Genomic DNA, 23,455 nt, shown 5'->3' on the forward strand with positions numbered 1-23,455 from the left:
GGTCAGACCTCCGCCGGTCGGATGAGGGGTGGTTCCGGGATGTCCGAGGTGACGGTCGCCGTCGTCCCCGCCCCGGTGAGAGCCTCGGCGAGCGCTCGGACAACGGGCGAGAGGATGGCGGCGCGGGTGTGCGGGTGGTGCCAGAACCGCACCAGCAGCGTGAGGCGTTCGGGTTCGACCGTCTGCAGCAGCACGGTCACGGGTTCGCGTCGGTGGACCCCGTCGATCGACTGCACGGCCGCGGTGATGAGCTCGGTGAGGTCGTCGAGCCTCGTCACGGGTGCCGCGACCCTGAGCTGCACGTCCGAGCGCCGATGGCCGAGCTCGGAGTGGTTGACGAGTAGCGTCTCGAGCAGCTGGGCGTTCGGCACATGGATCGTGCGGCCGTCGCGCGTGACGATGACGACGCTCCGGCCGTTCAGCTCCTTGACCGTGCCGATCGCTCCGTCGACGTCGATCTCGTCGCCGACCTTGATCGGGTGCCGGGTCTGCAGCACGATCCCGGCGGCGAAGTTGTTCGAGATCCCCCGGAGGGCCAGGACCACGACGGCCCCGACGATGATCGCGATGGCGATCAGGGGCTGGATCGAGGCTCCGAGGAAAGCGGAGCCGACGCCGATCCCCACCAGGAGGATGGCGTAGCGGACGATCCGGGCGATCAGGATCGACACGCCTTCGCCGATGCCCTGCATCGTCCGCAGCACGGCGAGCACGCCCTTCCTGGCGAACACCGAGAGGATCCAGGCGATCAGGATCGACGCCGCGGCCAGGGCGATGTCCCAGCCGCTGACGGTCGAGGCGGCAAGCAGCCCGTCGAGCTCGGGTGGCACGGTCACGGTGTCGCTCCCGCCTCACGGCTCCTCAGTACGACAGCAGTGCCGAGACCGCCTTCTGCAGCTGCAGCACCGCGATCACGAGCACCCCGACGAGCCCGAACACGATCAGCACCCAGACGTTCTGCGCCGTGCTCAGGGCGGCCTGCCGCAGGTCGAGCGACGCGAGCACGGCGCACGACAGATCGACCGGGTTGAGGATGAAGATCCCGAGCCCCAGCGCGAACGATCTCGGCGGTGTGAACGTCTCGACGCTCCGCAGCCACCCCGGGAGCTGCGGAGCGGCAGCGGTGACCTGGCCAGGGCTGTCCGCCTGCGCCATCGCGACGGTGCGCGCCCGTCCCTTGCGGTAGATCCACCAGGCGGCGCCGACGAGCAGGAGGCCCAGGACGAGCCGCACGACCGGCACCCACACGGGCGGGGCGTTCCGCTCGTGCACCTCGAGGAGGCCGAGCAGCCAGAACGACACCCCGAGCCCGATCGCCACCGCCAGGGTCCAGCCGGCCAGGAAGGCGACCCCGTTCACCCGGGCCGCCCGGGACAGGAGCACGGCGACGAGCGCCATGATCGCCAGGGGACTCATCACGATCCCGAGGGCGAGCGGGATCAGCGAGGCGATCAGATCGGCCATGGTTTCCGTCCTCCACACAGCATCGTGCGCACGTCAGAGCCGGGTCGGGTTCACGCATCCTGGCGGACCTCGATGATCTCGAGGCCCAGGTCGGCGATGCGGTGCAGCAGTCCGTGCAGTTCGGCCTGGTCGTGCAGCACACCGGTCAGGAGGGTGGTCGTGGGACCGATCTCGACCGCGGTCATCTCCGGGAAGGCGGCGGCGAGCAGTTCGGACCGGGCGTAGGGGAGCCGGATCTCATAGCGTTTCACGGTGCGGCCCCCTCACGTGTCGTGAGGCCAGTGTGCGGACTGCGCGGTCGTGGCGCCTCACCTACAGCGGGTGACTCCTCATCGAAGCAGCAGGCTTCAGAGCAGCCCGAGATCACGGGCGACCGCCACGGCGGCCACTCGTTCCGACACCCCCAGCTTCTGGTAGATCGACCGCACGTGGGTCTTCACCGTGTTGGTGCTGAGGTGCTGCCGCCGCGCGATGTCGCCGAGCGACTGATGCTGGGGCAGCTCCCCGAGGATGTCGCGCTCCCGGTCGGTGAGATGCACCGAGGTCAGCGGCCCGATCGGGGACTTCGAGCTGCTGCGAACCCGTTCGACGATGAACCGCCCGTACTCGTCGAGGTGGGCCAGATGACCCACCCGGGACTGCACGAGCAGCACGCCCTCGTTGTTCCTCGCGCGGAACGGCCGGACCGTCCGCAGCCGTTTCGCCTGCGCCACGGCGGACAGCACCCGATGGTCCGCCTCGACGTGCCGCCCCGCCGCCTCCGCGTGGGCGGCGAGGAGCAGCCAGACGGCGACGGAGGCCTCGCTGTGCCAGGATCTCGGATGCGCGTTCGCTCCGGCGAGAAGCCGGCTCTCCCCGGCGTCTCCGGCCGACGAGACCGGCTCGAGAAGATAGTGGGCCATCTGCAGCTCGAGGCTCGCGGCTCCGAGCACCGTCTCGGCGAAGGAGGCGAAATCGCGCGCGGCCTGCCGACCGTCCAGCGCCAGGCGGGCGGCGGTCAGACGAAGGACCGCGGCGGCCAGCAGCCGGGGGTAGGCGCGCCCGGAGGACCGCAGCAGGTCTTCGAGCTGGTCCACCACGTCCCGGGATGGGCTGTCGTCCAGTTCGTCGAGCAGCTGGAGGCCCCTGGCCGGAACGCTGAGACCGAGCGAGCCGCGCGCGGCATCGGCGGTCACGATCGCCGTGAGCTCGTCGTGGGGGAGTGGGAGGCACACCTGATAGAGGCGCCCGGCCGTGATGACCGTGGCCGCCGTCCTCGCTCCGTCGGCGAGCGCCGGGATGTGCTGCAGGGCCCGCTCCAGCAGCAGGTCGTCGATGTCGACGGCCTCCTCCCAGTTGTTCTCGACGGTCGCCGCCTCGGTCGCGAAGACCGAGACGAGCAGCATCAGCCAGGTGTAGCCCGCGTGGTGCGCCGAGTCGGCCACCTCGCGGAAGCGGTCGATCGCCCAGCGGGTGTTCCCGTCGAGCAGACCGGCCCAGCCCTCGGCGGCCGCACACATCAGGTCGAGTCCGAAGCAGAGCCCGCGGCCGGCCGAACCCGCTGCGCCGGTGAGCTCGGCGAGGTGGCCGTCGGCCTCGCGGGCGGTGCGCGCGGCGAGCACGTGCAGCGCGGCGAGGAGCGTGCCCCAGTACGCATCGGGCCGGGCCGCCCTGCAGGCATCGGCGCGGCGGAAGAGGCGTTCGGTGGCGAAGCGGTCGGGGAACGGCACGCTCATGAGGAGCCTCGCCGTGATCTCGGCGAGACCGCCCACCGGCGCCGGGACCGCGTGGATGGCCGAGAGCACGGGGTCCCAGTGCCCGGCGAGGATGAGATCGACGGCGTGATCGGCCACGAGCCGTTGCACGAGCCCCGTGTCTCCCGAGGCCACCGCATGGGTGAGTGCAGCCTGGCCGTCTCCGAGCCGGTCGAACCACCGGGCGGCCGCTCGGTGGTGGTGGCTCACCCTCTCGGGGTCGCGTCGCCGAGCCTCGGCCTGCAGCACCGCGGTCAGCACCGGATGGAGCCGGATCCGCCCCGCGCCGACACTGACCAGCGTGTTCCTCGCGGCGAGACCCTCGAGCACGGCGGCCGCGCCGGTGTCTCCCGTCAGTTCGATCACGAGGTCCTCCGCGACCTCGTCGCCGAGCGCCGCGGTGAGCAGCAGATCGCGTTCGTGGTCGCTGCAGGCGTCGAGCACCTCGGCCGTGAGGTAGTCGCTCATGGCCCGGTTGTCCGCCACGAACCGCGCGATGGTGTCTTCGCGGTCACGCGATCGCTCGAGCACCGGCATCGCCAGGGCGAGCGCGGTCGCCCAGCCGCCGGTCGTCGCCACCAGCGAGGCGGCCATCGACGGCGTGAGCGGGATCCCGTGCGAGGCCGCCAGCTCGACGCATTCCGCGGCGGTGAACGCCAGATCGTCCGTGCGCAGCTCGACGAGCTGCCCGCGAGCGGCGAGGTCGATCAGACTCGGGCACGGCTGGAACCGGCCCGCGACGATGAGCGCGGCCTCCGGCTCGGCCTCCAGCCAGGCGAAGACGGATGCGCAGTGCGCCGCCGAGGCGAGATGGAAGTCGTCGATCACGAGAACCTCCGCGCCGTCGGCAGGAAGGGCCGCGGCGAGGGCGTCACCGGTCAGCCGCACCACCCGTCGTCCGCGCTCCACCAGAGAGCGCTCCCAGGAGGCGACGAGAACCGACTTGCCGGTTCCGGCACCGCTCCAGACGGTCGCGCAGCGCACCCCGCCGGCGAGCAGCCGGTCGGTGACATCGAGCCGCGGGCGTTCCACCCCGTGAGCGGCCGGCGCGGCCGTCTGCGACCCGGTCCCCGTCGAACGCGGTTCCCGAACAGACACACGTACCCCCTCATCGCCACAGGATCCTGTGCGTTCGGGTACGCCCGGCAAGGCTAACCCCGCGATCACCTCCAGCACCAGTGAACAGTGCGGAACATCGCCCGCATGAGGTGATCCCGGCCGGCCGGCCCCCTGCCGATACTGGGCGGAGAGCGGGAGGAGGGTGCCATGACCTGGTGGCGCAGGACGACCGCCGCTGCGCCGGTCCCGGCCGCGCCGCCCGAGCCGGCCGTCGCGGCCGGGCGCGATCCCCATCGGGCGGCGATGATGCTCGCCGGGCTCGGCGGGGCGACGGTCACGGCGTTCGGCCTTTTCGCCATCCAGAGCTTCTTCGCCCCCGTGTTCCTCGCTCTGATCCTGACGATCTGCGTGCACCCGCTTCGGCGCGCACTGGAGCGGCGGGGCACGCCGTCGGGCATCGCCACCGGGACGGTGATAGCCGCGGTGTTCCTGCTGCTGGCCGGCTTCGTCACGGCCCTCGTGGTGGCGTTCGCCCAGTTCGCCGCGCTGCTGCCGCAGTACGCCCCGCAGATCGAGGCCGTCGGTCAGGGGGTGGCGGAGGCGCTGTCCTCTGCGGGGCTGGACCCGCAGCAGGTGCAGAGCGTCGTCGCCGACTTCGATCCCGGTCGGCTGATCGCATTCGCGGGCGGCATCCTCGGATCGGTGACGAACATCACCTTCGGGCTCGTCATCATCCTCACCACCCTGATCCTGATGGCCATGGATGCCACCTTCGTCCCCACCCTGTTCCGGCAGGTCGACGCCGAACGGCCGGCCATGATCACGGCGCTCCGGTCGTTCGCCGTCGGGGTGCGCCGGTACATGATCGCCACCACCGGTCTCGGCGTCGCCCAGGGGCTGCTCAACTGGGTCGCGCTGCTGATCCTGCAGGTGCCGGGTGCTCTGCTCTGGGGGCTCCTCGCCTTCCTCTGCAGCTTCATCCCGAACATCGGCTACTTCATCGCCATCATCCCGCCCCTGATCTTCGGGTACTTCACGGGAGGGTGGCCGACCGTGATCGCGGTCGTCGTGGTCTACGGCGTGATCAACGCGGTCGTGCAGTCGATCATCCAGCCCCGGGTCGTCGGCAACGCGGTCGCCCTGAGTCAGACGATCACCTTCGCGTCGGTGCTGTTCTGGGCCGTCGTCATCGGCCCGATCGGCGCGATCCTGGCCATCCCGCTGACCCTGCTCGTCCGCACGCTCCTGATCGACTCCGACCCGGCCGCGCAGTGGTGGCGTCCGGTCATCGGCGACTTCAGCGAGACGAAGGTGCTGATGAAGACCGAGACGGAGACGGCACGCCGGATCCGGCACGATCACCGGCATCCCCGGTGACACGACGTCCGCACCCGCCGGCCGGCGGGTGCGGCCCCACTCGGCGAGAGCCTCGCCGACCAGTGAAAGGAACCAGTCCCATGGCTGATCTGATCGTCATCTCCTTCGACTCCGAGACGGATGCCGAAGCCGCCTACAACGAGATCCAGGTGCTGCAGAACGACCTCGTCGTCGAGCTCGCGGGCCTCGCTCTGGTGAAGGTCGACGGTGAGGGCAAGACGCACGTCGAGCATCCGGGAGCCGTCGGCAACGTCGGTCTCGGCGCCGCCGGGGGAGCCCTCTTCGGAATGCTGATCGGCATCCTGTTCTTCATCCCCTTCGTCGGTCTCGTCTTCGGCGGGCTGTTCGGCGCGCTCTTCGCCGGCATCGACAAGACGGGCCTCAACGCCGAGTTCCGCGACCGCGTGAAGAGCACCGTGACCGCGGGCAAGTCGGCCGTCGTGCTGTACGCCATTAAGATCACGGAGGACAAGTTCGCCGCCGCCCTCGCGCCCTACAAGGGGACCGTCGTGCAGACCTCCCTCTCGGCCGAGGACGAGAAGGCGCTGATCCACGACCTCGACAAGTGACCACGAAGCACGAGGCCGGCGTGCGGGAGCGCGGCTGGTGGGGGCTGTTCGCCGGGATCATCCTGGCGGCCCTCATCGCCTATCCGCTCTCGGCGGCGGTCGCCTTCGCCACCCATCCGCGCACGCAGCGCCTGTTCGGCGACGCACTGGACGACGCCAGCCGTGCCGGGTTCCAGACGTTCTGGTGGATCGTCGCGATCCTCCTGGCAGCGCTGCCCGTCGCGGCCGGGTTCGCGATCGCTCGGCTCGACCGGCGGGGGTTGCAGATCGCGGCGGCCGTCGTGGCGCTGCTGGTGATCGCGGTCGTCGTCCTCGCGCAGCTCTTCGTCTACTGAGGCGTCCCCCGGGACATCCACTCAGGGCGAAGGGCTGCGCGAGCAGTCAGCGAGCCGTCAGCGGGCGATCCGGAACCCGATGTGCGTCATCGCGGTGTCGTCCGACTGCGGCGAGCGCGCCGCCGGGCGATACCGCAGGCAGTACTCGGGCGAGCACAGGTGCGAGCCGCCCTTGAGTACCCGTGGCGCAGGTGTCTCGTCGGCAGGCCCGAAGAGGTTCGGGCGGCCGCCCGGGGAGGGCGGCGCCTCGCCCGGGCGCAGGTGCCTCGGCGTGTACGGGCTCGTCGTCCACTCCCAGGTGTTGCCCGTCATATCGAACAGGCCGTAGCCGTTCGGCGGGAAGCTGCCGACCGGGCTGGTGCCGACCCAGCCCTCCGCCCCGTCGTTCCGGTACGGGAAACGGCCCTGCCACTGGTTCACCATCAGCCGGCCGTCCGGTCGCGGTTCGTCACCCCAGGCGAACAGCGCTCCGTCGAGGCCGCCCCGCGCTGCGTACTCCCACTCCGCCTCGGTGGGCAGCCGCGCATCCGACCACGCGGCAAACGCCGAGGCATCACGGAACGCGACCTGCACCACGGGGTGGTCGAGCCGGTCGTCGACGGTGCTGCCCGGCCCGAACGGCTCCGACCAGCGTGCCCCCGGCATCCAGCGCCACCACTGCCGGAAGTCGCGCAGATCGACGGGCCCACGCGTCGGGGTGAAGACCATCGCGCCCGGTGCCCGCTCGTCCTCGTCGAGGTGGGGGAACTCAGCGGCATCCAGGGGCTCCTCGGCCACCGTCACGTACCCGGTGGCCTCGACGAACTCTGCGAAGCGCCGATTGGTGACCGGATGCTCGTCGATCTCGAACGGCGCCACCACCCTCTCGTGCACCGGCGTCTCGTCCGGGTAGAAGGCGGCCGACCCCATCTGGAACGGTCCACCGGGCAGCGCGACCATCGTCATCGTCGACCGCCCCGTGCCGTCACGGCATCCGGATGCACGCGACCCGCGTCGCGGAGTGCTCGGTACCACCCGGTGCCCTCGGCCGTGCGCGCGGCCGCGTCGGGGAGCCCGGCGAGGTGCAGGGTGTGCCCGGTGCCGGCGAGCTCGCGGTCGAGGTCGGTGAACGCGTCGAGCACCGTCACCGACGTCTCCTCGATCCGGGTCATGTCCACGATCACCCGCTGCTCGCCCGGGTGCTCGGCGACGGCCGCGAGGATCGCCTGCTCGGTGCCGACCACGTTCGCCGTATAGAGAGGAGCGAGGAGAGTGACGACGAGGTCGCCGTCCAGCGCCTCCACGCGGATGCGCGGCTGGTTGAGCGCCCGCAGCACCATCAGCAGCGTGATGACGACACCCGCCGCGACGGCCGTGAGCAGCCCGGCGGTCAGTCCGACGACCATGACGACGATCGCGATCCAGAAGTCGGCGGCCCGCACCCGGCGCAGCCGTGCGAGCGCCCGCACGTCGATCAGCCCGAGCACCGCCACGAAGACCAGCGCCGCGAGAGTCGCCTGGGGGAGCAGCGAGAGCACGGGGCCGAGGAACAACCCGACCAGCACGGCCAGGGCCACCGTGGTGAGGGTGGCGAGCTGCGAGCGGGCTCCGGCGTTCTTGTTGACCGCGCTCTGCGAGAAGCCGCCGGCCGCCGGCAGCGTCTGGAAGAACGAGCCGACGAGGTTGGCCGCCGAGGTGGCCAGCAGCTCCCGGTTGCTGTCGATCGCCGGCTCTCCGGGCTCGCGGATGCCCCGGGCCACCGCCGTGGACTCGAGGAACGCCATGACGGCGATCGCGAAGGCGCCAGGCAGCAGCGCGGGGACGTTCTCGAACGAGGGCGGCGCCGGAAGGGGGAGGCCCTGCGCCACCGCGGGGATGAGGTCGATCCCGGTCGCGCCCGAGATGCCGAAGGCGGAGACCAGGATGCCCCCGGCGACCACGATCAGCGGCCCCGGCACGCGGGGCGCCACCCGTTTCAGCACGAGCAGCACGGCGATGGAGGCGACCCCGAGCACGATGGTCGAGGGGTTCGCGAGCGGGATGGCCTCGGCGACGGCGACCAGGGAGCGGATGAAGCCCTGCCCGGTCGGCTCGCCCTGCTCGCCGAGCAGCTTCGGCAGCTGACCGACGGCGACGGTCGCCCCGACGCCGATCTGGATGCCGATCAGGGTCGGCCGGTTGATCACCTCGACGACCGAGCCGAGCTTCAGCAGCCGCGCGACGAGGAGGATTACCCCGACGAGCAGGGTGAGCGTGATCAGGTCGGCGGGGATGTCGGCGGAGTCGGAGTCGGAGTCGGCGGCGACACCGGCGGCGATCAGCGTGGTGGCGGTGAGCGTGGCGATGGTCGACGTCGTCGAGACGCTCATCGCGCGCGATCCGCCCAGCAGCGCGTAGACGAGCATCGGTACGATGCAGGTGTACAGGCCGGTCTGAACGGGCAGGTTCGCGATGGTCGCGTAGGCCATCGCCTGGGGGATGATCACCGCGCCGGCCGTCAGCCCCGCGAGCAGGTCGCGACCGAGCCAGGCGCGCCGGTAGCCGCGGAGCGTCGGCGCGAACCAGGCCGGCCCGCGAGGGGCCGGCCCGGTGCTGACGGATTCGCTCATTCAGTCACGCGATCCTCGCCATGATTCCCCACCCCGTAGTTGCGCAACGACTCGCCTGCCACCTGTCCTCGACTGTAGGGCGGCACGTTCGGCGACACCCTCGCCCACTTCGGGTGAGCTTGCTGCGCTTGGTAGCGGGCCTGAGCGGCAACCCCGATCTCACCCGCTTCGGGTGGTGAGCCGGTGGGCGGCCCGGCCCTTCAATGGGGGAGCAGCGGCCGTCGGCGACGGCCGGCGTGCGGGCGGAGCGAGAGGGAGATCGATCATGTCAGAGGTACAGCGGCAGGTGCTGCCCATAGCGGATGCGAAGCAGGTCGGGCTGACGACGTACGTCACGACCGACCCCGACACGTCGTTCCCGCCGATCACTCCGCTGCGGCCGCCGGCCGGGGCGCCGAACGTGCTCGTGATCCTGCTCGACGACGTGGGCTTCGGGGCCTCCAGCGCGTTCGGCGGGCCGTGTGCCACGCCGACGGCGGAGCGGCTGGCGGGTGCCGGGCTGAAGTACAACCGCTTCCACACCACGGCCCTCTGCTCACCGACCCGGGCCGCGCTGCTCTCGGGCCGCAACCACCACTCGGTCGGGATGGGCGCGATCACCGAGATGGCGACCTCGGCTCCGGGCTACAACTCCCTGAGGCCGAACACCTGCGCCCCCTTGGCCGAGATCCTCCGGCTGAACGGGTACTCGACGGCCCAGATCGGCAAGTGCCACGAGGTGCCGGTGTTCGAGTCCAGCCCGATCGGCCCCTTCGATCACTGGCCGCACCCGGGCGGCGGCTTCGAGTACTTCTACGGCTTCATCGGCGGGGAGAACAACCAGTGGTACCCGGCGCTGTACGAACAGACCACCCCGGTAGAACCGTGGGGGACCCCGGAGGAGGGATACCACCTGATGGGCGACCTCGCCGACAAGACGATCCTGTGGATCAAGCAGCAGAAGTCGATGGCCCCCGACAAGCCCTTCTTCACCTACCTCGCACCGGGTGCGACCCACGCTCCGCACCACGTGCCCCAGGAGTGGATCGCGAAGTACGAGGGCCGCTTCGACGGGGGCTGGGACGCGCTCCGGGAGGAGTCGTTCGCCCGGCAGAAGGAGCTCGGCGTCGTGCCACAGGACGCGGTGCTCACCGCCCGCCCCGCCGAGATCCCTGCCTGGCACGACCAGCCGGAGGAGCTGAAGCCGGTTCTGGCGCGCGAGATGGAGGTCTACGCCGCCTTCCTCGAGTACGCCGACCACCACGTCGGGCGCGTGATCGACTCCCTCGACGAGCTCGGCATCCTCGACGACACCCTGATCTACTACATCATCGGCGACAACGGCGCGTCGGGGGAGGGCACGCTGATCGGCACGACGAACGAGATCATGGTGTCCGAAGCTCCCGATCTCTCGACGCCGGAGTGGCTCATCGAGCGGATCGACGAGCTCGGCACCCCGAAGGCCTACAACCACTACGCGGTGGGATGGGCGCACGCCATGGACACGCCCTACCAGTGGACGAAGCAGATCGCCTCGCACTTCGGGGGCACCCGCAATGGAACCATCGTGCACTGGCCCTCGCGCATCCGGTCGGCGGGGGAGACCCGCGATCAGTTCCACCACGTCATCGACCTGACGCCGACCGTGCTGGAGGCAGCTGGCATCCCGTTCCCGACATCGGTGAACGGCGTGCAGCAGGAGCCGCTGCACGGGGTCAGCATGGCCTACAGCTTCGACGAGCCGAAGGCGCCCGAACGACACGTCACCCAGTACTTCGAGATGATGTGCAACCGCGGCATCTACCACCAGGGCTGGACGGCGGTGACGAAGCACGCCACGCCGTGGCAGTTCTCAGGCCGCAGCGAGGACATCGAGGCCGACGTCTGGGAGCTCTACGACACCAACACCGACTGGACGCAGTCCCGCGACCTGGCCTCCGAGCAACCGGAACGCCTGGCCGCGCTCAAGCGGCTGTTCGACATCGAGGCCGTGAAGTACAACGTGTTGCCCCTCGAGCCCCGGTTCGCCGAGCGCTTCAATCCCGAGCTCGCCGGCCGGCCGAACCCGGTGGTCGGGTCGTCACAGCTCCTGTACGGCGGCATGCGCCGGCTGCAGGAGAACGTGGTGATGAACCTCAAGAACAAGTCGCACTCTGTGACCGCAGAGGTCGTCGTGCCGGAGGCCGGAGCATCCGGTGTCATCGTCGCACAGGGCGGGCACACGGGCGGCTGGTCGCTCTACGCCCTCGACGGCGCGTTGCGCTATGCCTACAACTTCACCGGCGCACGCCTGTACTACGTCGGCAGCGATTCCCCACTCACCGCGGGCACCCACCAGGTGCGGATGGAGTTCGCGTACGACGGTGGCGGGATCGGCAAGGGCGGCACGGCGTCGCTGTTCGTCGACGGGGCGCAGGTGGGCACCGGCCGGGTCGAGCGGACTCACTGGGGCATCTTCTCGATGGACGAGACCACGGAGGTGGGCAGCGACGCCGGTGCTGCCGTCACCGAGGAGTACGGGGAATCGCGGAATGAGTTCTCTGGCGCCGTGAACTGGGTGCAGCTCGACATCGACGAGGCTGCGGAGAACCATGACCACCTCATCTCGCCCGAGGAGCGCTTCCGCGTCGCGATGGCCCGCCAGTAGGCGCGTCCCTTCCAGGTCCCTGCCGATAGCGTATGAGCGACACGGGTCGATCGACGGGGGTTGCGTGACAGAGGTACGGCATGAGGCGGCGGATGCTCCGGGCACCCGGTGGCGGCGGTTCTGGGAGCGCGGCGACTGGTGGCGGGCCGTGCTGCTCGCGGCGGTCTACTACGGGGTCTACCAGCTGCTGTCGCTGCTGGTGGGGGCCGTCTTCGGAGTCGAGGGCGGCATCCGCGGTGAGGCGGGTAGTGCGATGGACGTGTTCATCGGCACCGGGCTGCCGATCATCCTCGGAGCCGTCGTCTTGCTGGCGTTCGCGGCGTCGCTCGGTTGGCTCGGCGAGCTGTTCGGGCCGCAGCCCGTGCGCGGCCGCCGGTGGATGTGGGTCGGCATCGCGGTCGTGCTCGTGATCAACGTGTCAGCGCTGGGCTCGGTCGACTTCGCGTCGGCGGGTGCCGCCCTCATCGCCTCGTGGCTGCTGACCGGGTTGTTCGTCGGGCTCGCCGAGGAGCTGCTCACCCGGGGGTTCGTCGTGAACCTGATGCGCAAGGCGGGCCGCGGGGAGGTCGCGGTGGCGCTGGTCTCGGCCACGGTGTTCGCCGCGCTGCACGCGGGGAACTTCTTCACCACCGATCAGGGGCTCGCGACCACCGCGACCCAGGTCGTCTACACCTTCTTCTTCGGCATCATCATGTACCTCGCGCTGCGGCTGACCGGCCGGTTGATCTGGCCGATCCTGCTGCACGCCTCGACCGACCCGACCGTGTCCCTGTTCGCCGCGCATCCCGCGACCGGTGATCCGCTCAGCATCGTCGCGTCGCTCAGCACCTACCTCGTGATCGTGACGGGGGCCGTGCTGCTCGTCGTCTTCCTCGTCAGCGAGCGCCGCCGGCGCCGGGCGGTTGGCACGGCGCCGGCGCGCTGACCCGTCAGGCCGCCGGGAGGGCCGCGAAGGCGTTCTTGACGCCGTTGTACCAGTCCAGGGACTTCTTGGGGTGCAGCCAGCGGCCCTTCATCGCGTCGCGGGCCTCCTGGTGCGTCGTGTCGCCGCTCTTGACCGCGTCGCGCAGGTGGCGGTCCTGCGCCTGGATGATCGCGTCGGCGCTGTCGGCGCGGTGCTCGAGGGTGCAGGGGCCTCCGAGGTCGCGGCAGGTCATCGTCTTCATGGCTTTCTCTTCCTAGTCTCGCCGTCGCCCGGTGCGTCGGCCTCTACCCCCATGACGAGCGGCGGGACGGTTATGTGACCGACGCCGAGCGGCGGTGCACCCGCGCCAGCACGTCGGGCTCGGCGCGGAACACGACGGACTGCACGGCGCCGTCGACGATCGTGAAGTCGAACGCGACCATGACCTGCCCGCGGTGGAACCACGCGGCCCCGGGGCGGCCGTCGATCTGCGTCGGGAGCGTCGCCTTCGCGCTGCCGTCGAAGAACCCGGCGACCGCCTCCCGGCCCTCGATCAGGCGGGGGGTGCCCATGGCGATCGCGGCGGCATCGGCGCTGACGATCGCATCGGGGGCGAGCAGCGCCAGCAGGCGGCCGAGGTCGCCGCCGCGCGCCGCGGTCATGAACGCGTCGACGATGTGCCGGTCGGACACGGGACCGCCCTGCTCGGCCGTGGCCACCTTGCCCCGAGCGCGCGACGCCAGCTTGCGTGCGGCGGCGGGGGAGCGGTCGAGGATGTCGCCGATCGTGTCGAAGTCGTAGCCGAACGACTCGTGCAGCACGAGTGCGACCCGCTCGTTCGGGCTCAGGCGCTCGACGACGACGTGCAGCGCTTGACCGACGGCCTCGGTGGTCTCGACGGACTCGAGCGGGTCGGAGGCTCGGCGTGTGCCGTTCGCGGCGTCTTCGGCGGCACTCTCGTCTGCTTCGCGGGGGACGGGCGTGCGCTCGCGCAGGCGGTCGATGCAGAGCCGCACGGTCACCGTCGTCAGCCAGGCGGGCGGGTTGTCGAGCTCGGTGGTGTTCGCGCGGAGTCGGAGCCAGGCACGCTGCACGATGTCCTCGGCCTCGTGGTGGTCGCCGAGCACGCGCGCGGCGACACCGACGAGCCGGGGCCGCTCGCCCTCGAACATCGCGGTCTGGTCCATGGCCTCACTGTAGGGGTGCTCGAGGGTGGGCATGACCGAGGCAAGACACTGTCGGCTGTCTCGAATTCCGTCAGAGTGGGTCTCAGCGGACGAGCACCGGGGTGTCGTCGTCGGCGTCGGCCGGCACGGTGATCGCGGGCCGCTGCAGGATCTCGAGCACCGCGAGCGCGAGAGCGGCCAGCACCAGAGTCCCGACGATCAGTCCCGGGCTGAGGGGCCGCGCGAAGACCACGACCGCCGCGGCGACGGCCGCCACGACCACCCGCAGGAGCACGCGCTGCGCGTACAGGCGTTCACCCACCCGCCCGGTGCTGACACCCCGCGACTCGGCGGCCTCGCGCAGGCGGCGAGCACCGGTGGCGGCGAGGCCGCGCAGCGCCCGTGGCGTGCGGAAGGGGCCCGCGAGCCAGCCGACCAGGGCGACGACCAGGGCGAGCACGAGCACGGCGACCGCGGTGTCCCGCATCGCCCCGATCACTGCGTCGAGCAGGGTGCCGGTGACCGTCGACGGCAGCACCGACGGACTGATCGCCGTGACCGCGATCACGCGCGCGATCGCGAACGCGGTCAGCAGCACGGCCATCGTCAGCGCGAGAGCGAGAGCCGCCCAGATCAGCGCGACCGAGCGCCGGCGTGCGACGACGACCCCGGCGGCCACGAGCAGCAGCGCGACCCAGGGGAGCCAGGAGCCGGCACCGACGGCGAGACCGTAGCCGAGCTGGATGCGTCTGGGCGGTCACGAACTCCCGCACGTCGGCGTCGCGCACGAGGGGTGCGTAGGTGGCGACGAAGAGGTCGGTGTCCGTCAGGGTCGCTCTGGCCCACGACGCGGCCACCGCGACCGGAGCGAGGATCGCACCGACCACGATCAGCACCGTCGCGAGCACCGTCCAGGCCCGGCTGCGCGAGCGGAACGGTTCGCGGCGGGCGTCGATGCCATCGTGCTCGGAATCGCTCGCCGGCTGCCCCCTCAGCTCGGCGTTCTCCCGTTCCAGTTCGCCGATGCGGCGAAGCAGTTCGGCGTTCGTGATGCGTGCCATGTCGTCCCCCCGACGGTGTCTTCTGGACGGATGCTCAGAACAGCGTTCCGGTGAAGACGTCGACATAGCCGTCCGTCGGTTCGCCGGTCGCGGTGATCACGTAGTCGACGGGGGAGACGAGTCCTCCGGCCGGGCCGAGGATGCCGAACGTCACCCCGCTCAGCCCCTGCCCCTCGATGCTGCCCGAGTACACGAGCGTGTAGACGGCGTTCCCCGCGCCGTCGTCGCTCGCGCCGGCCGCCACCCAGGTGGGGTCGGTCGTGGGCAGGGCGGGAACGACCGGGCTCGAACCCCCGGCGTTCGCGATCACGACGGGCTGCAGCTCGCCTACCGCGCTCAGCGGCAGCGACACGGTGATGGTCGCCGAGGTGATGGCTTCGACGGGCAATGACGGCGACTGGGTGTCGTTGTTGCGGATCTGGACCCAGAGCCCGTAGTACTCCGGGTTCACCCAGGTGCCGCCCTGCACCGTCTCGACCCAGACCTGCCCGGTGGCGTCGCCGGAGGCGGCTCGTGCGGGAGTGGCGACGGCGACCGCCACGACCGGCATCGACCAGGCCGCCGCCGTGAGAACGGCGCGTCGCGAAACGCTCGTCCGGTTCTCGTCCGTGCTGTTCTCGTCCGTGCTGTGATCGTTCATACGCGCACTCCCCAGTTCGCGAAACAGCGCCACCCATCGCGCTTGCGACCACAGTAATCACATCCCCTCGCCGGCGATACCGTCGATTTCGCCCGGGCGGGTCCGGACGAGGTGCGCGACGACGATGCCGCCGATCACGGATGCGCTGAGCGCGGCGTAGATCGCCGCCGCGGCGATGGTCTCGGCGGTGGTGAGCCGGCTGCTGCCGATCGCCAAGCCGCCGGCCACCGCGAGCAGAAGGGCCTTGGGCCGCAGGTTCAGCACCACCCCGACGCCGATCGCGGTCCAGAGATGCACCGAGGCGAGTCGATCGAGCCAGCCCCGGCGGGGAGCCTCGGATGCACGTCCCGTGCGCCGAAGGGCGAGGATGCCGTAGACGATCAGGGCCAACCCGACGACCAGCTCGGCGGCCCCGACGACCGTGCGGTGGCCGAAGACGGGTCGGGGCGCTATCGCGGACAGACCGCTTCCCAGCGCCCAGGTGCACCCACCCGCTTGGCCAGCGGCGTTTCCGCCCGCCCGGCACCGTGCCGGGGGACGACCCCTGGTGCCGGCGCCACGACCCTGCCTAGGATCGGGCCACACGATCCATCGGAGCGGGGGGCAGCACGTGAGCGACCGCGGTGATGCCGGCGCGACGCGCATCGTCGTCTTCACCGCCGCGTCGGTGATCACGATCATCGGCGTGCACCTCGGTGCCGGCCTGATCTCCCCGCTGCTGCTCGCCCTCGTGCTCGTCATCACGGTGCATCCGGTGCGCCACGCACTCGAGGCGCGGAGAATGCCGCCGTGGCTGGCCACCGCCGCGGTGATCGCGATCGCCTGGGCGGTGCTCCTGGCGATCGTCGTGCTGACCGTCGCGGCCGGGGGACTGTTCGTGCGGGTCGTCGAGGATCACGCGCCGGAACTCGGCGCGGGCCGGGACGCCATCCGCTCTGTGACGGACGCGCTCGGCTACCCCCGTGTGACGGGGGACGCGGTGTCGGAGTGGCTGGATCCCCGCGCCATCGTCGAGGTGACCGCGGGGATCGCCGGTGAACTCGCGACCGTCGTGCTCGCGTTCGCCTTCGTGCTCGTCTACGTGCTCTACCTGGCCGTCGACGCCCCGATCATCGACGGTGCGGTCGAGCGGTTCCGCTCGACGCGGGCCGCGCTCGTCGACGCCTTCACGAGCTATGCCGGATCGGTTCGCCGGTACTACGTCATCAACACGGTCTTCGGGGCGGTCGTCGCCCTCCTCGACGGGGTACTGCTGTGGGCCGCCGGTGTGCCGGGGGTGTTCGCCTGGGCGGTGCTGGCCTTCATCACGAACTACATCCCGAGCGTCGGATTCATCATCGGCCTCGTCCCACCCACGGTGCTGGCCTTCGCCGTCGGCGGCTGGCAGTCGGGCCTCGTCGTGCTGATCGGCTACTGCGCCATCAACGTGGGCCTGCAGGTGTTCGTGCAGCCCCGCTTCGTGAGCCAGGCGGTGCGGCTGAACCTCACCCTCACCTTCTTCTCGGTCGTCTTCTGGACGGCGGTGCTCGGCCCGATCGGAGCGGTCCTCGCGATTCCCATGACGCTGCTCGTCCGCACCGTCCTGCTGCGCAGTTCCCTCGGGGCCCATCCCCTCGGACGCTGGCTCACCGGCGACCCACCGCCCGAGGACCCGCTCAGATCTTGATCGGGAAGGTGATCCCGACTCCGATCCCGACCAGAGCCGCGGCCAGGGCGAGCCCGAGCAGCGTCCAGTTCGCCCAGGAGGCGGTCGCTCGCTGCGACATGGCCGTGAGGAAGAGCACGAGCGCGAACAGCACCGTCAGCAGGGAGTAGTCGTCGCCCCGCTGATTGTTCACGAGGGCTTCGGCGAACTTCGCGTCGGCGCGGGTGTTCCACTCGTCGGCTTCGACGGTGCCGTCGGGCACGTACTCCGGGCGGGCCAGCGGCGAGTTCTCCTGTCGGCCGTCCGCGTCCCAGGCGTCGAACGCGACGGCGAAGTCGGGCAGGAAGCGGGTCTGGATGTAGTCCGCGAGCTGCGTGTCCCCGGAGAGGTCGGCCTTGATCCACTCGGAATAGATGGTCAGGTCGAACTGCCGCGCATCCCGGGACTCGCCCTCGTAGTTCCCCGCCTGGATGCGCGAACTGCTCGCCTCGGAGAACGCGATCGACATCTCGCCGCCCCATTTGGACGCCTCGAAGCCGCACCACGCCGTCAGTACCGCCGTGACGGAGAGCACGAACACCGCGACGATGTCCCGCACCTCGCGCGCCCGCTTCCCGGCCCCGACTGCCTCGTTCGTCATGCCGGGCATCCGCTCACTCGCGTGAGAGCATGGCGACCGCTTCGAGTTCGAGGTCGATGAACGACTCCTCACCGACGTCGATCGTGACCCCGAGCAGCTTGCCGCCGGTGAACGGGAACGGATTCGTGTAGCTGCGACTCACGGCGTCGGCGCTGTCGTAGCCGATGCAGAGGCCGTCGCCGCAGAGCGTGAACTTGCCGATCTGCGCCCGCATCGGCCCCTCGGCCACGACGGTCTGGTCGACGTACAGCCGGCAGGTGCCCACCGACTCGCCGTGCTCACCGGCGCTCTCGCGCACGAACTCCATGCCGAGCGCGTGCGGCCCGGGGGTGAGCGCCTCCGACACGAACTCCTGCTCGGGCGGGATGCCCAGGAAGTTGTAGACGTAGTGCAGACGGTTCTCCGTGATGAACAGGGAGTGGCCGCCGAACCGTGAGCCGTGGGCGAAGAGCACCCCCTGGGCATCCGCCCCGAGGTCGACCTCGGCCACGATCGTGAACGAGCGCCCGCGGACGTTCACGGCGACGCTCTCGGGAACGGCCACGGCATCCGGATAGTAGGTGTACCGGGTGCGCGGGGGTTCGGCCTGCGGGCGCTCGATGGTGAGCTGGTCGCGGGCCGAGCGGTCGTCGAGCGGCAGCACGTTGTTCGCGTCGGCCTCGGCGAACCAGGCGGCGATCAGCTCCTTCAGCTTCTCCGGATGCTCGGCGGAGAGGTCGCGCGACTCCGACCGGTCCTCCTCCACGTTGTAGAGCTCCCACCGATCCTCGTCGAAGTGACCCTTTCCGGTGAGGGGGGCGTGGATGGCGGCCGCCTTCCAGCCGTCCTTCCAGAGGCCGCGGGTGCCGAGCATCGTGTAGTACTGCACCTTCTTCTCGGTGGGGGCGTGCTCGGAGTCGAAGCTGTAGGCCATCGAGACGCCGTTCAGCGGATGCTGCTTCACGCCGCGGTAGACCTCGGGCATCCCGACGCCGACCACGTCGAGGATCGTGGCGACGACGTCCGTCACGTGGTGGTACTGGTGCCGGATCTCGCCCTTCGCGGCGATGCCCTTCGGCCAGTGGATGACCATGGGGTCGCACGTCCCGCCCGCGAACTGGGAGTAGCGCTTGAACATCTGGAAGGGGGTGGAGAACGCGGCGGCCCATCCGGTGGGGTAGTGGTTGTAGGTGTCGGGGGAGCCCAGCTTGTCCATCATCGCCAGGTTCTCCTTCAGGTCGTCCGGGTACCCGTTGAAGAACTTGTTCTCGTTCACCGAGCCGTCGGGGCTGCCCTCTCCGGAGGCACCGTTGTCGGCGCAGTAGAACACGATGGTGTTCTCGAGCTGACCGGTCTCCTCGAGATAGTCGATGACGCGTCCGACCTGAGCATCCGTGTATTCGGAGAAGCCGGCGAACACCTCGGCGAAGCGGGCGAAGAGCTTCTTCTCGTCGTCGTTCAGCTCGTCCCACGGGCGCACGTGGTCGGCGGCGTTCGCGTCGTCCTCGGGGAGGGGGTTGAGCGGGGTGAGCTCGGTGCCCGCGGGCATGATGCCCTTCTCGATCATCCGCTCGAGGACCCATTCGCGGTACGCCTCGTAGCCGTCGTCGAAGGCCCCCTCGTACTTGGCGATGTACTCCTCGGGGGCGTGGTGCGGGGCGTGGTTGGCGCCGGGGCAGAACCACATGTACCAGGGCTTGGACGGGTTCGACGCCTTCTGGTTGCGCAGCATGCGGAGCGCCTGGTCGGCGAGGTCCTTCGAGAGGTGGTACCCCTCCTCCGGGGTGGCCGGGGGCTCGATGAAGTGGTTGTCCTCGACCAGGTCGGGATACCAGTTGTTGGTCTCGCCGCCGAGGAAGCCGTAGAAGCGGTCGAAGCCCTGCTGCAGCGGCCACTGCGACCGGCTGCCGCCGGGTGCGACATCCTCCTCGGGGACGTTGTGGTCCTTGCCGATCCAGAAGGTGCTGTAGCCGTTGTCCTGCAGGACGTGACCGATCGTGGCGCACTCCTCGGGGAAGCGGCCCGAGAGGCCCGGGAAACCGTTCGTGCCCTCCATGATCACCCCGCAGCCGTTGAGGTGGTGGTTCCGGCCCGTGAGGAACACCGAGCGGGTGGGGGAGCAGAGGGCCGTGGTGTGCCACTGCGTGTAGGTGAGGCCGTTCTCGGCCAACCGGTCGAGGGTCGGCATCGAGATGCGGCCGCCGTAGGGCGACCAGGAGGCGAGTCCGGTGTCGTCGTAGAGCACGACGAGCACGTTCGGTGATCCCGCCGGCGGTTTCGTGAGTTCGTAGGGGGCCCAGTCGGGCACCGAGTCCCGCACGTCGAGCTTGATCGTGCCCGTGAATTCCTTCGACATCTCGATCCTCCCGTTCGAGCCGCGCGGCGTCGCGACGCTCCTCGACGGTAACCACGGACCTGGCGTCGGCGTAAGGAGCAGATCGCGATCTCACCAAGAACGGGTGAGGTGTCGCCCGTTCGATGAGGACGGTGTCTCGCGACAGGCCAGCCCCTGGCCAGCCCACGGGCCGTAGCTCATCCGGTACGGTGCCGGTCAGGATCGGAGGGCTTGGGCCGCCCGGTCGAGGGCGTCGCCGACGACGCGGTAGTAGGCCCAGCGGCCGCGCTGCTCGCGCACGGCGAGGCCGGCCTCCACGAGCTGCTTCATGTGGTGCGACACGGTCGGCTGCGACAGTCCGACGGGTTCGGTGAGGTCGCAGATGCACGCTTCTCCGCCCTCGCTCGCGGCGATCAGCGACAGCAGGCGCACCCGGGTGGGATCGCCGAGCGCTTTGAAGGTGTGAGCGATGCGCTCGGCGTCCTCGGCCGTGAGTACTCCGCCGGTGACGGGGGTGCAGCAGGCGCCAGCATCCGAGGTCAGCAGGGGGAGTGGGATCGTCATGGTCCGATCCTCTCATGACGTATTGACTTCTGTCGATGTATCGACCACTCTCGATGCATTGAGATGTGTCGATGTGTGAGGAGTGGAACGGTGCAGAACGAGCTACCCGTCGTCGTGATCGGTGCCGGCCCCCAGGGGCTGGCTGCAGCCGCTCACCTGGTCGAGCGAAAGCAGTCGGTGCTGGTGCTCGAGGCCGGCGGGAGCGCTGCGGCCGCGGTGTCCCAGTGGGGCCACGTGCGACTGTTCTCCGAATGGGGCGAGCTGGTCGACGAGGCCGCCGCCCGGATGCTCGAGCCCACCGGCTGGGAACGGCCCACGACCGGCTACCCGACGGGGACGCAGTGGATCAGTGGCTACCTCGCCCCGCTCGCCGCCGAGCTGGGCGACCGCATCCGCCATGGTTCGCGCGTCGTCGGTGTCTCTCGCCGTGGCCGCGACCGCCTGGTCGACGCGGGCCGGGCAGAGCAGCCCTTCACCGTCCACATCGAGGCTGCCGATGGCACCGAGTACCGGGTGGTTGCGCGCGCGGTGATCGACGCATCCGGAACCTGGTCAGTGCCGAACCCGGCCGGCGCCGACGGCCTGCCCGCGATCGGGGAGCGTGCTGCTGCGGAGCTGCTGGACTACCGCATCCCGGATTACCGTGCCCGAACGAAGTACGAGGGCAAGCACAGCGTCGTCGTCGGTTCCGGGCACTCGGCCGTGACGGCCGTGATCGCACTCGGCCGGATCGCGCGCCGTGACCCGTCGACGAAGGTCACCTGGGTGCTGCGCCGCGGCACCGTCGGCAACACCTTCGGCGGGGGAGTGGCTGATGAGCTGCCCGCCCGCGGCCAGCTCGGCATCACCGCGAAGGAGTTCGTGGACGCCGGCGTGATCGACCTGGTGACCGGGTTCCGGGTCGAGAAGATCGACCGTCTCGGCGATCAGGTGCTTCTGACCAGCGAAGACGGTCGCACCCTCGCACCCGCCGATCACGTGGCGGTGCTCACCGGGTTCCGGCCCGACCTGTCGTTGCTGTCGGAGCTGCGACTGGAGTTGGACGCGACGCTGCAGGCGCCGGTGCTCATCGCGGCCGAGGTCGACCCCAACCTGCACTCCTGCGGGTCGGTCGCCGCGACCGGAGCCGCTGACCTTGCGCAGCCGGAGCCGAACTTCTACCTCGTCGGCGCGAAGTCATACGGGCGCGCCCCGACGTTCCTGGCGATGACCGGGTACGAGCAGGTCCGCTCGGTCGTCGCCGAGCTCGCCGGCGACCACGAGGCCGCCGCACGCGTGGAGCTGGTGCTGCCCGACACCGGCGTCTGCGGCGGAGCGGGCCTGTTCGACTCGACCGGCACCGCGATCGGCGGCAGCTGCTGCGCCCTGCCCGAGCAGCAGCTCATCCCGATCGGTCGAGCGCCCGCATCCTTCTAGCGGTCAAGGAGCGAGCTCCGGCGGACACCCGCACGGGGGCTCGCGCCCGTCATCGTGCCGGTGGGACACTCGATCCGCACCGCCCAGACCCCGCACGTCGATCGCGGCCCTCCTTCGGAATGGTTGACAATTCACTTGTTTATTGAAAGTGTCTTCGTACCAGCCCGCGAAGGAGTCCTGCCATGCCCCAGATGTTCGTCAATTTCGCCGTCACCGACCTCGACGCCTCGAAGGCGTTCTATGAAGCCCTCGGTTTCAGCATCAACCCGATGTTCACCGATCACAACGCCGCCTGTGTGGTGGTGGAGGACGGCCACAGCTACTTCATGATCCACACCCGGGAGTACTTCCAGACGTTCACAGAGCTGCCGATCGGCGACCCGAAGGTCAGCCCCACGTCCTCGATCGCGATCTTCGTCGACAGCCGTGAGGCCGTCGACAAGACGGTGGAGGCCGGTATCGCCGCCGGTGGAACCCAGCCCCAGGAGGCCACCGACCACGGCTTCATGTACCAGCGCGGGCTAGCGGACCCGAGCGGCAACATCCTCGACTTCGGGTGGATGGATCCTGCAGCCGCAGCAGGTGGCCCGGACGCAGCCTCCACACCTGAGGTCTAGCCTTGGCCGCCCGCGACTACGGGCAGTACGGCGGCGTCTCCCGCGCCGTCGAACTCGTGGGGGAGCGGTGGGCGCTGCTCATCATCCGTGACCTGCTCGTCGGGCCTCGTCGCTACGGTGAGCTAGCCGGTGGCCTGCACCGGATCCCGAGCAACATCTTGGCAACACGCCTGAAAGAACTGCAGGCGGCGGGCATCATCCGCCGTGCCCCGCATTCGCGCATCATCGTCTACGAGCTGACGCCCTACGGTCGCGAGCTCGAGCCCGTCGTGCTCGCCCTCGGAGCCTGGGGATTGAAAGCGCTCGACGACATCCGCGGCGAGCAGGTCATCACGGCGGACTCGATGACGATGGATCTTCGTGCCGCGTTCCGTTCGAGCGTCGCGGCCACCCTGCCGCCGACCATCTACTCTGCACGGCTGGACCAGACCGAGCTTTTGGTGAGCGTGGCTGGTTCCACGCTCGATGTCGAGCGCGCCGACGGGCCCGTCGATCTCGCGTTCACCGCCGGTGCGGGCCTCCACCGCCTCATCTCGGGTGAGCTCTCGCCGGACCGTGCTATCGAAACCGGAGCGATACAGGTGCTCCACGGTCGCAGCGTGCTGCTCGCTCGATTCGCAGCGACGTTCCACGTCGCGGCCTGAAGGCGCTCGCCCGTCGCTCGAACAGGAGCGTTCACGTTGCTCGTGGCGTCGTCGGCGTGGGCGGCGAATTCGTACCCCCGGGTGACGGTATTG

Annotated in this window: 23 protein-coding genes; 9 read left to right on the forward strand and 14 right to left on the reverse strand. The window is 70.1% G+C overall.

The genetic code is table 11. From position 1 onward, the window contains the following. Positions 1-2: 2 nt before the first annotated feature. The 4 genes from HQQ85_RS02425 to HQQ85_RS21555 all read right to left on the reverse strand — a co-directional run bounded on the left by HQQ85_RS02425 (position 3) and on the right by HQQ85_RS21555 (position 4,229). Complete coding sequence (locus HQQ85_RS02425; RefSeq protein ID WP_173180909.1) at positions 3-836, reverse strand: mechanosensitive ion channel domain-containing protein; 834 nt, start codon at positions 834-836, stop codon at positions 3-5. A gap of 25 nt (positions 837-861) precedes the next feature. Beyond that, on the reverse strand, positions 862-1,464 hold the full coding sequence (locus HQQ85_RS02430; protein WP_173180910.1) for a GAP family protein: 603 nt from the start codon (positions 1,462-1,464) through the stop codon (positions 862-864). Positions 1,465-1,514: 50 nt separating this feature from the next. After that, positions 1,515-1,715: a hypothetical protein gene (locus tag HQQ85_RS02435; RefSeq protein WP_173180911.1), complete on the reverse strand. Its 201-nt coding sequence runs from the start codon at positions 1,713-1,715 to the stop codon at positions 1,515-1,517. A gap of 96 nt (positions 1,716-1,811) precedes the next feature. Continuing rightward, positions 1,812-4,229 (reverse strand): LuxR C-terminal-related transcriptional regulator, encoded by a 2,418-nt coding sequence (locus HQQ85_RS21555; protein ID WP_173180912.1) that lies wholly within the window; start codon positions 4,227-4,229, stop codon positions 1,812-1,814. A 234-nt stretch (positions 4,230-4,463) separates the two neighbouring features. Here HQQ85_RS21555 and HQQ85_RS02445 point away from each other — a divergent pair, with 234 nt between their 5' ends. The 3 genes from HQQ85_RS02445 (at position 4,464) to HQQ85_RS02455 (ending at position 6,537) form a co-directional block, all read left to right on the forward strand. Beyond that, positions 4,464-5,633 carry an AI-2E family transporter gene (locus HQQ85_RS02445; RefSeq protein WP_173180913.1) on the forward strand — a complete coding sequence of 390 codons (1,170 nt, stop codon included), beginning with the start codon at positions 4,464-4,466 and terminating at the stop codon, positions 5,631-5,633. An 80-nt stretch (positions 5,634-5,713) separates the two neighbouring features. Continuing rightward, on the forward strand, positions 5,714-6,202 hold the full coding sequence (locus HQQ85_RS02450) for a DUF1269 domain-containing protein (RefSeq protein ID WP_173180914.1): 489 nt from the start codon (positions 5,714-5,716) through the stop codon (positions 6,200-6,202). After that, positions 6,199-6,537 (forward strand): hypothetical protein, encoded by a 339-nt coding sequence (locus HQQ85_RS02455; RefSeq protein WP_173180915.1) that lies wholly within the window; start codon positions 6,199-6,201, stop codon positions 6,535-6,537. The genes HQQ85_RS02450 and HQQ85_RS02455 overlap by 4 nt, the downstream gene beginning before the upstream one ends. A gap of 57 nt (positions 6,538-6,594) precedes the next feature. Here HQQ85_RS02455 and HQQ85_RS02460 read toward each other — a convergent pair whose 3' ends face one another. Continuing rightward, a complete protein-coding gene (locus tag HQQ85_RS02460) occupies positions 6,595-7,476 on the reverse strand; it encodes a formylglycine-generating enzyme family protein (RefSeq protein ID WP_173181687.1) in 882 nt (293 codons plus the stop codon). 2 nt (positions 7,477-7,478) lie between these two features. After that, on the reverse strand, positions 7,479-9,125 hold the full coding sequence (locus HQQ85_RS02465) for a SulP family inorganic anion transporter (RefSeq protein WP_173180916.1): 1,647 nt from the start codon (positions 9,123-9,125) through the stop codon (positions 7,479-7,481). 265 nt (positions 9,126-9,390) lie between these two features. On the opposite strand from HQQ85_RS02465, the gene HQQ85_RS02470 reads away from it, so the two are divergent. Together HQQ85_RS02470 and HQQ85_RS21560 are read left to right on the forward strand one after the other, a co-directional pair. Further along, complete coding sequence (locus HQQ85_RS02470; RefSeq protein WP_173180917.1) at positions 9,391-11,751, forward strand: arylsulfatase; 2,361 nt, start codon at positions 9,391-9,393, stop codon at positions 11,749-11,751. Between the two features lie 64 nt (positions 11,752-11,815). Then, positions 11,816-12,676: a CPBP family intramembrane glutamic endopeptidase gene (locus HQQ85_RS21560; RefSeq protein ID WP_371741730.1), complete on the forward strand. Its 861-nt coding sequence runs from the start codon at positions 11,816-11,818 to the stop codon at positions 12,674-12,676. Between the two features lie 4 nt (positions 12,677-12,680). On the opposite strand, the gene HQQ85_RS02480 is transcribed toward HQQ85_RS21560, so the two are convergent. The 5 genes from HQQ85_RS02480 to HQQ85_RS21280 form a co-directional block, all read right to left on the reverse strand. Further along, the gene (locus HQQ85_RS02480; protein WP_173180919.1) at positions 12,681-12,917 is read right to left on the reverse strand and encodes a DUF1059 domain-containing protein; all 237 of its coding nucleotides are present in this window, start codon (positions 12,915-12,917) and stop codon (positions 12,681-12,683) included. Between the two features lie 70 nt (positions 12,918-12,987). Further along, positions 12,988-13,842, reverse strand: a complete 855-nt coding sequence (locus HQQ85_RS02485; RefSeq protein ID WP_173180920.1) for a sigma-70 family RNA polymerase sigma factor — start codon at positions 13,840-13,842, stop codon at positions 12,988-12,990. A gap of 82 nt (positions 13,843-13,924) precedes the next feature. After that, the gene (locus HQQ85_RS20890; protein WP_254069086.1) at positions 13,925-14,500 is read right to left on the reverse strand and encodes a hypothetical protein; all 576 of its coding nucleotides are present in this window, start codon (positions 14,498-14,500) and stop codon (positions 13,925-13,927) included. Positions 14,501-14,916: 416 nt separating this feature from the next. After that, positions 14,917-15,522, reverse strand: coding sequence for a hypothetical protein (locus tag HQQ85_RS02495; protein WP_173180921.1), 606 nt, complete (start codon positions 15,520-15,522; stop codon positions 14,917-14,919). A 57-nt stretch (positions 15,523-15,579) separates the two neighbouring features. Continuing rightward, on the reverse strand, positions 15,580-16,203 hold the full coding sequence (locus HQQ85_RS21280) for a GAP family protein (RefSeq protein WP_371741731.1): 624 nt from the start codon (positions 16,201-16,203) through the stop codon (positions 15,580-15,582). Between HQQ85_RS21280 and HQQ85_RS02505 the strand changes: the two genes are divergently transcribed. Further along, complete coding sequence (locus tag HQQ85_RS02505; RefSeq protein ID WP_173180923.1) at positions 16,133-17,188, forward strand: AI-2E family transporter; 1,056 nt, start codon at positions 16,133-16,135, stop codon at positions 17,186-17,188. The genes HQQ85_RS21280 and HQQ85_RS02505 overlap by 71 nt on opposite strands. On the opposite strand, the gene HQQ85_RS02510 is transcribed toward HQQ85_RS02505, so the two are convergent. The 3 genes from HQQ85_RS02510 to HQQ85_RS02520 all read right to left on the reverse strand — a co-directional run bounded on the left by HQQ85_RS02510 (position 17,178) and on the right by HQQ85_RS02520 (position 20,685). Next, positions 17,178-17,807 carry a hypothetical protein gene (locus HQQ85_RS02510; protein ID WP_173180924.1) on the reverse strand — a complete coding sequence of 210 codons (630 nt, stop codon included), beginning with the start codon at positions 17,805-17,807 and terminating at the stop codon, positions 17,178-17,180. The two genes, HQQ85_RS02505 and HQQ85_RS02510, sit on opposite strands and share 11 nt — an antisense overlap. Positions 17,808-17,820: 13 nt before the next feature. Further along, positions 17,821-20,142, reverse strand: a complete 2,322-nt coding sequence (locus HQQ85_RS02515) for an arylsulfatase (RefSeq protein ID WP_173180925.1) — start codon at positions 20,140-20,142, stop codon at positions 17,821-17,823. 195 nt (positions 20,143-20,337) lie between these two features. Then, positions 20,338-20,685, reverse strand: coding sequence for a helix-turn-helix transcriptional regulator (locus HQQ85_RS02520; RefSeq protein ID WP_173180926.1), 348 nt, complete (start codon positions 20,683-20,685; stop codon positions 20,338-20,340). 90 nt (positions 20,686-20,775) lie between these two features. Between HQQ85_RS02520 and HQQ85_RS02525 the strand changes: the two genes are divergently transcribed. The 3 genes from HQQ85_RS02525 (at position 20,776) to HQQ85_RS02535 (ending at position 23,362) form a co-directional block, all read left to right on the forward strand. Then, positions 20,776-22,101 (forward strand): NAD(P)-binding domain-containing protein, encoded by a 1,326-nt coding sequence (locus HQQ85_RS02525; protein ID WP_173180927.1) that lies wholly within the window; start codon positions 20,776-20,778, stop codon positions 22,099-22,101. Positions 22,102-22,283: 182 nt separating this feature from the next. Continuing rightward, the gene (locus HQQ85_RS02530; protein WP_173180928.1) at positions 22,284-22,718 is read left to right on the forward strand and encodes a VOC family protein; all 435 of its coding nucleotides are present in this window, start codon (positions 22,284-22,286) and stop codon (positions 22,716-22,718) included. Between the two features lie 2 nt (positions 22,719-22,720). After that, positions 22,721-23,362, forward strand: a complete 642-nt coding sequence (locus tag HQQ85_RS02535) for a helix-turn-helix domain-containing protein (RefSeq protein WP_173180929.1) — start codon at positions 22,721-22,723, stop codon at positions 23,360-23,362. Positions 23,363-23,455: the final 93 nt, after the last annotated feature.

The organism is Herbiconiux sp. VKM Ac-2851, assembly GCF_013205105.1.
Taxonomy (GTDB): Bacteria; Actinomycetota; Actinomycetes; order Actinomycetales; family Microbacteriaceae; genus Herbiconiux; species Herbiconiux flava.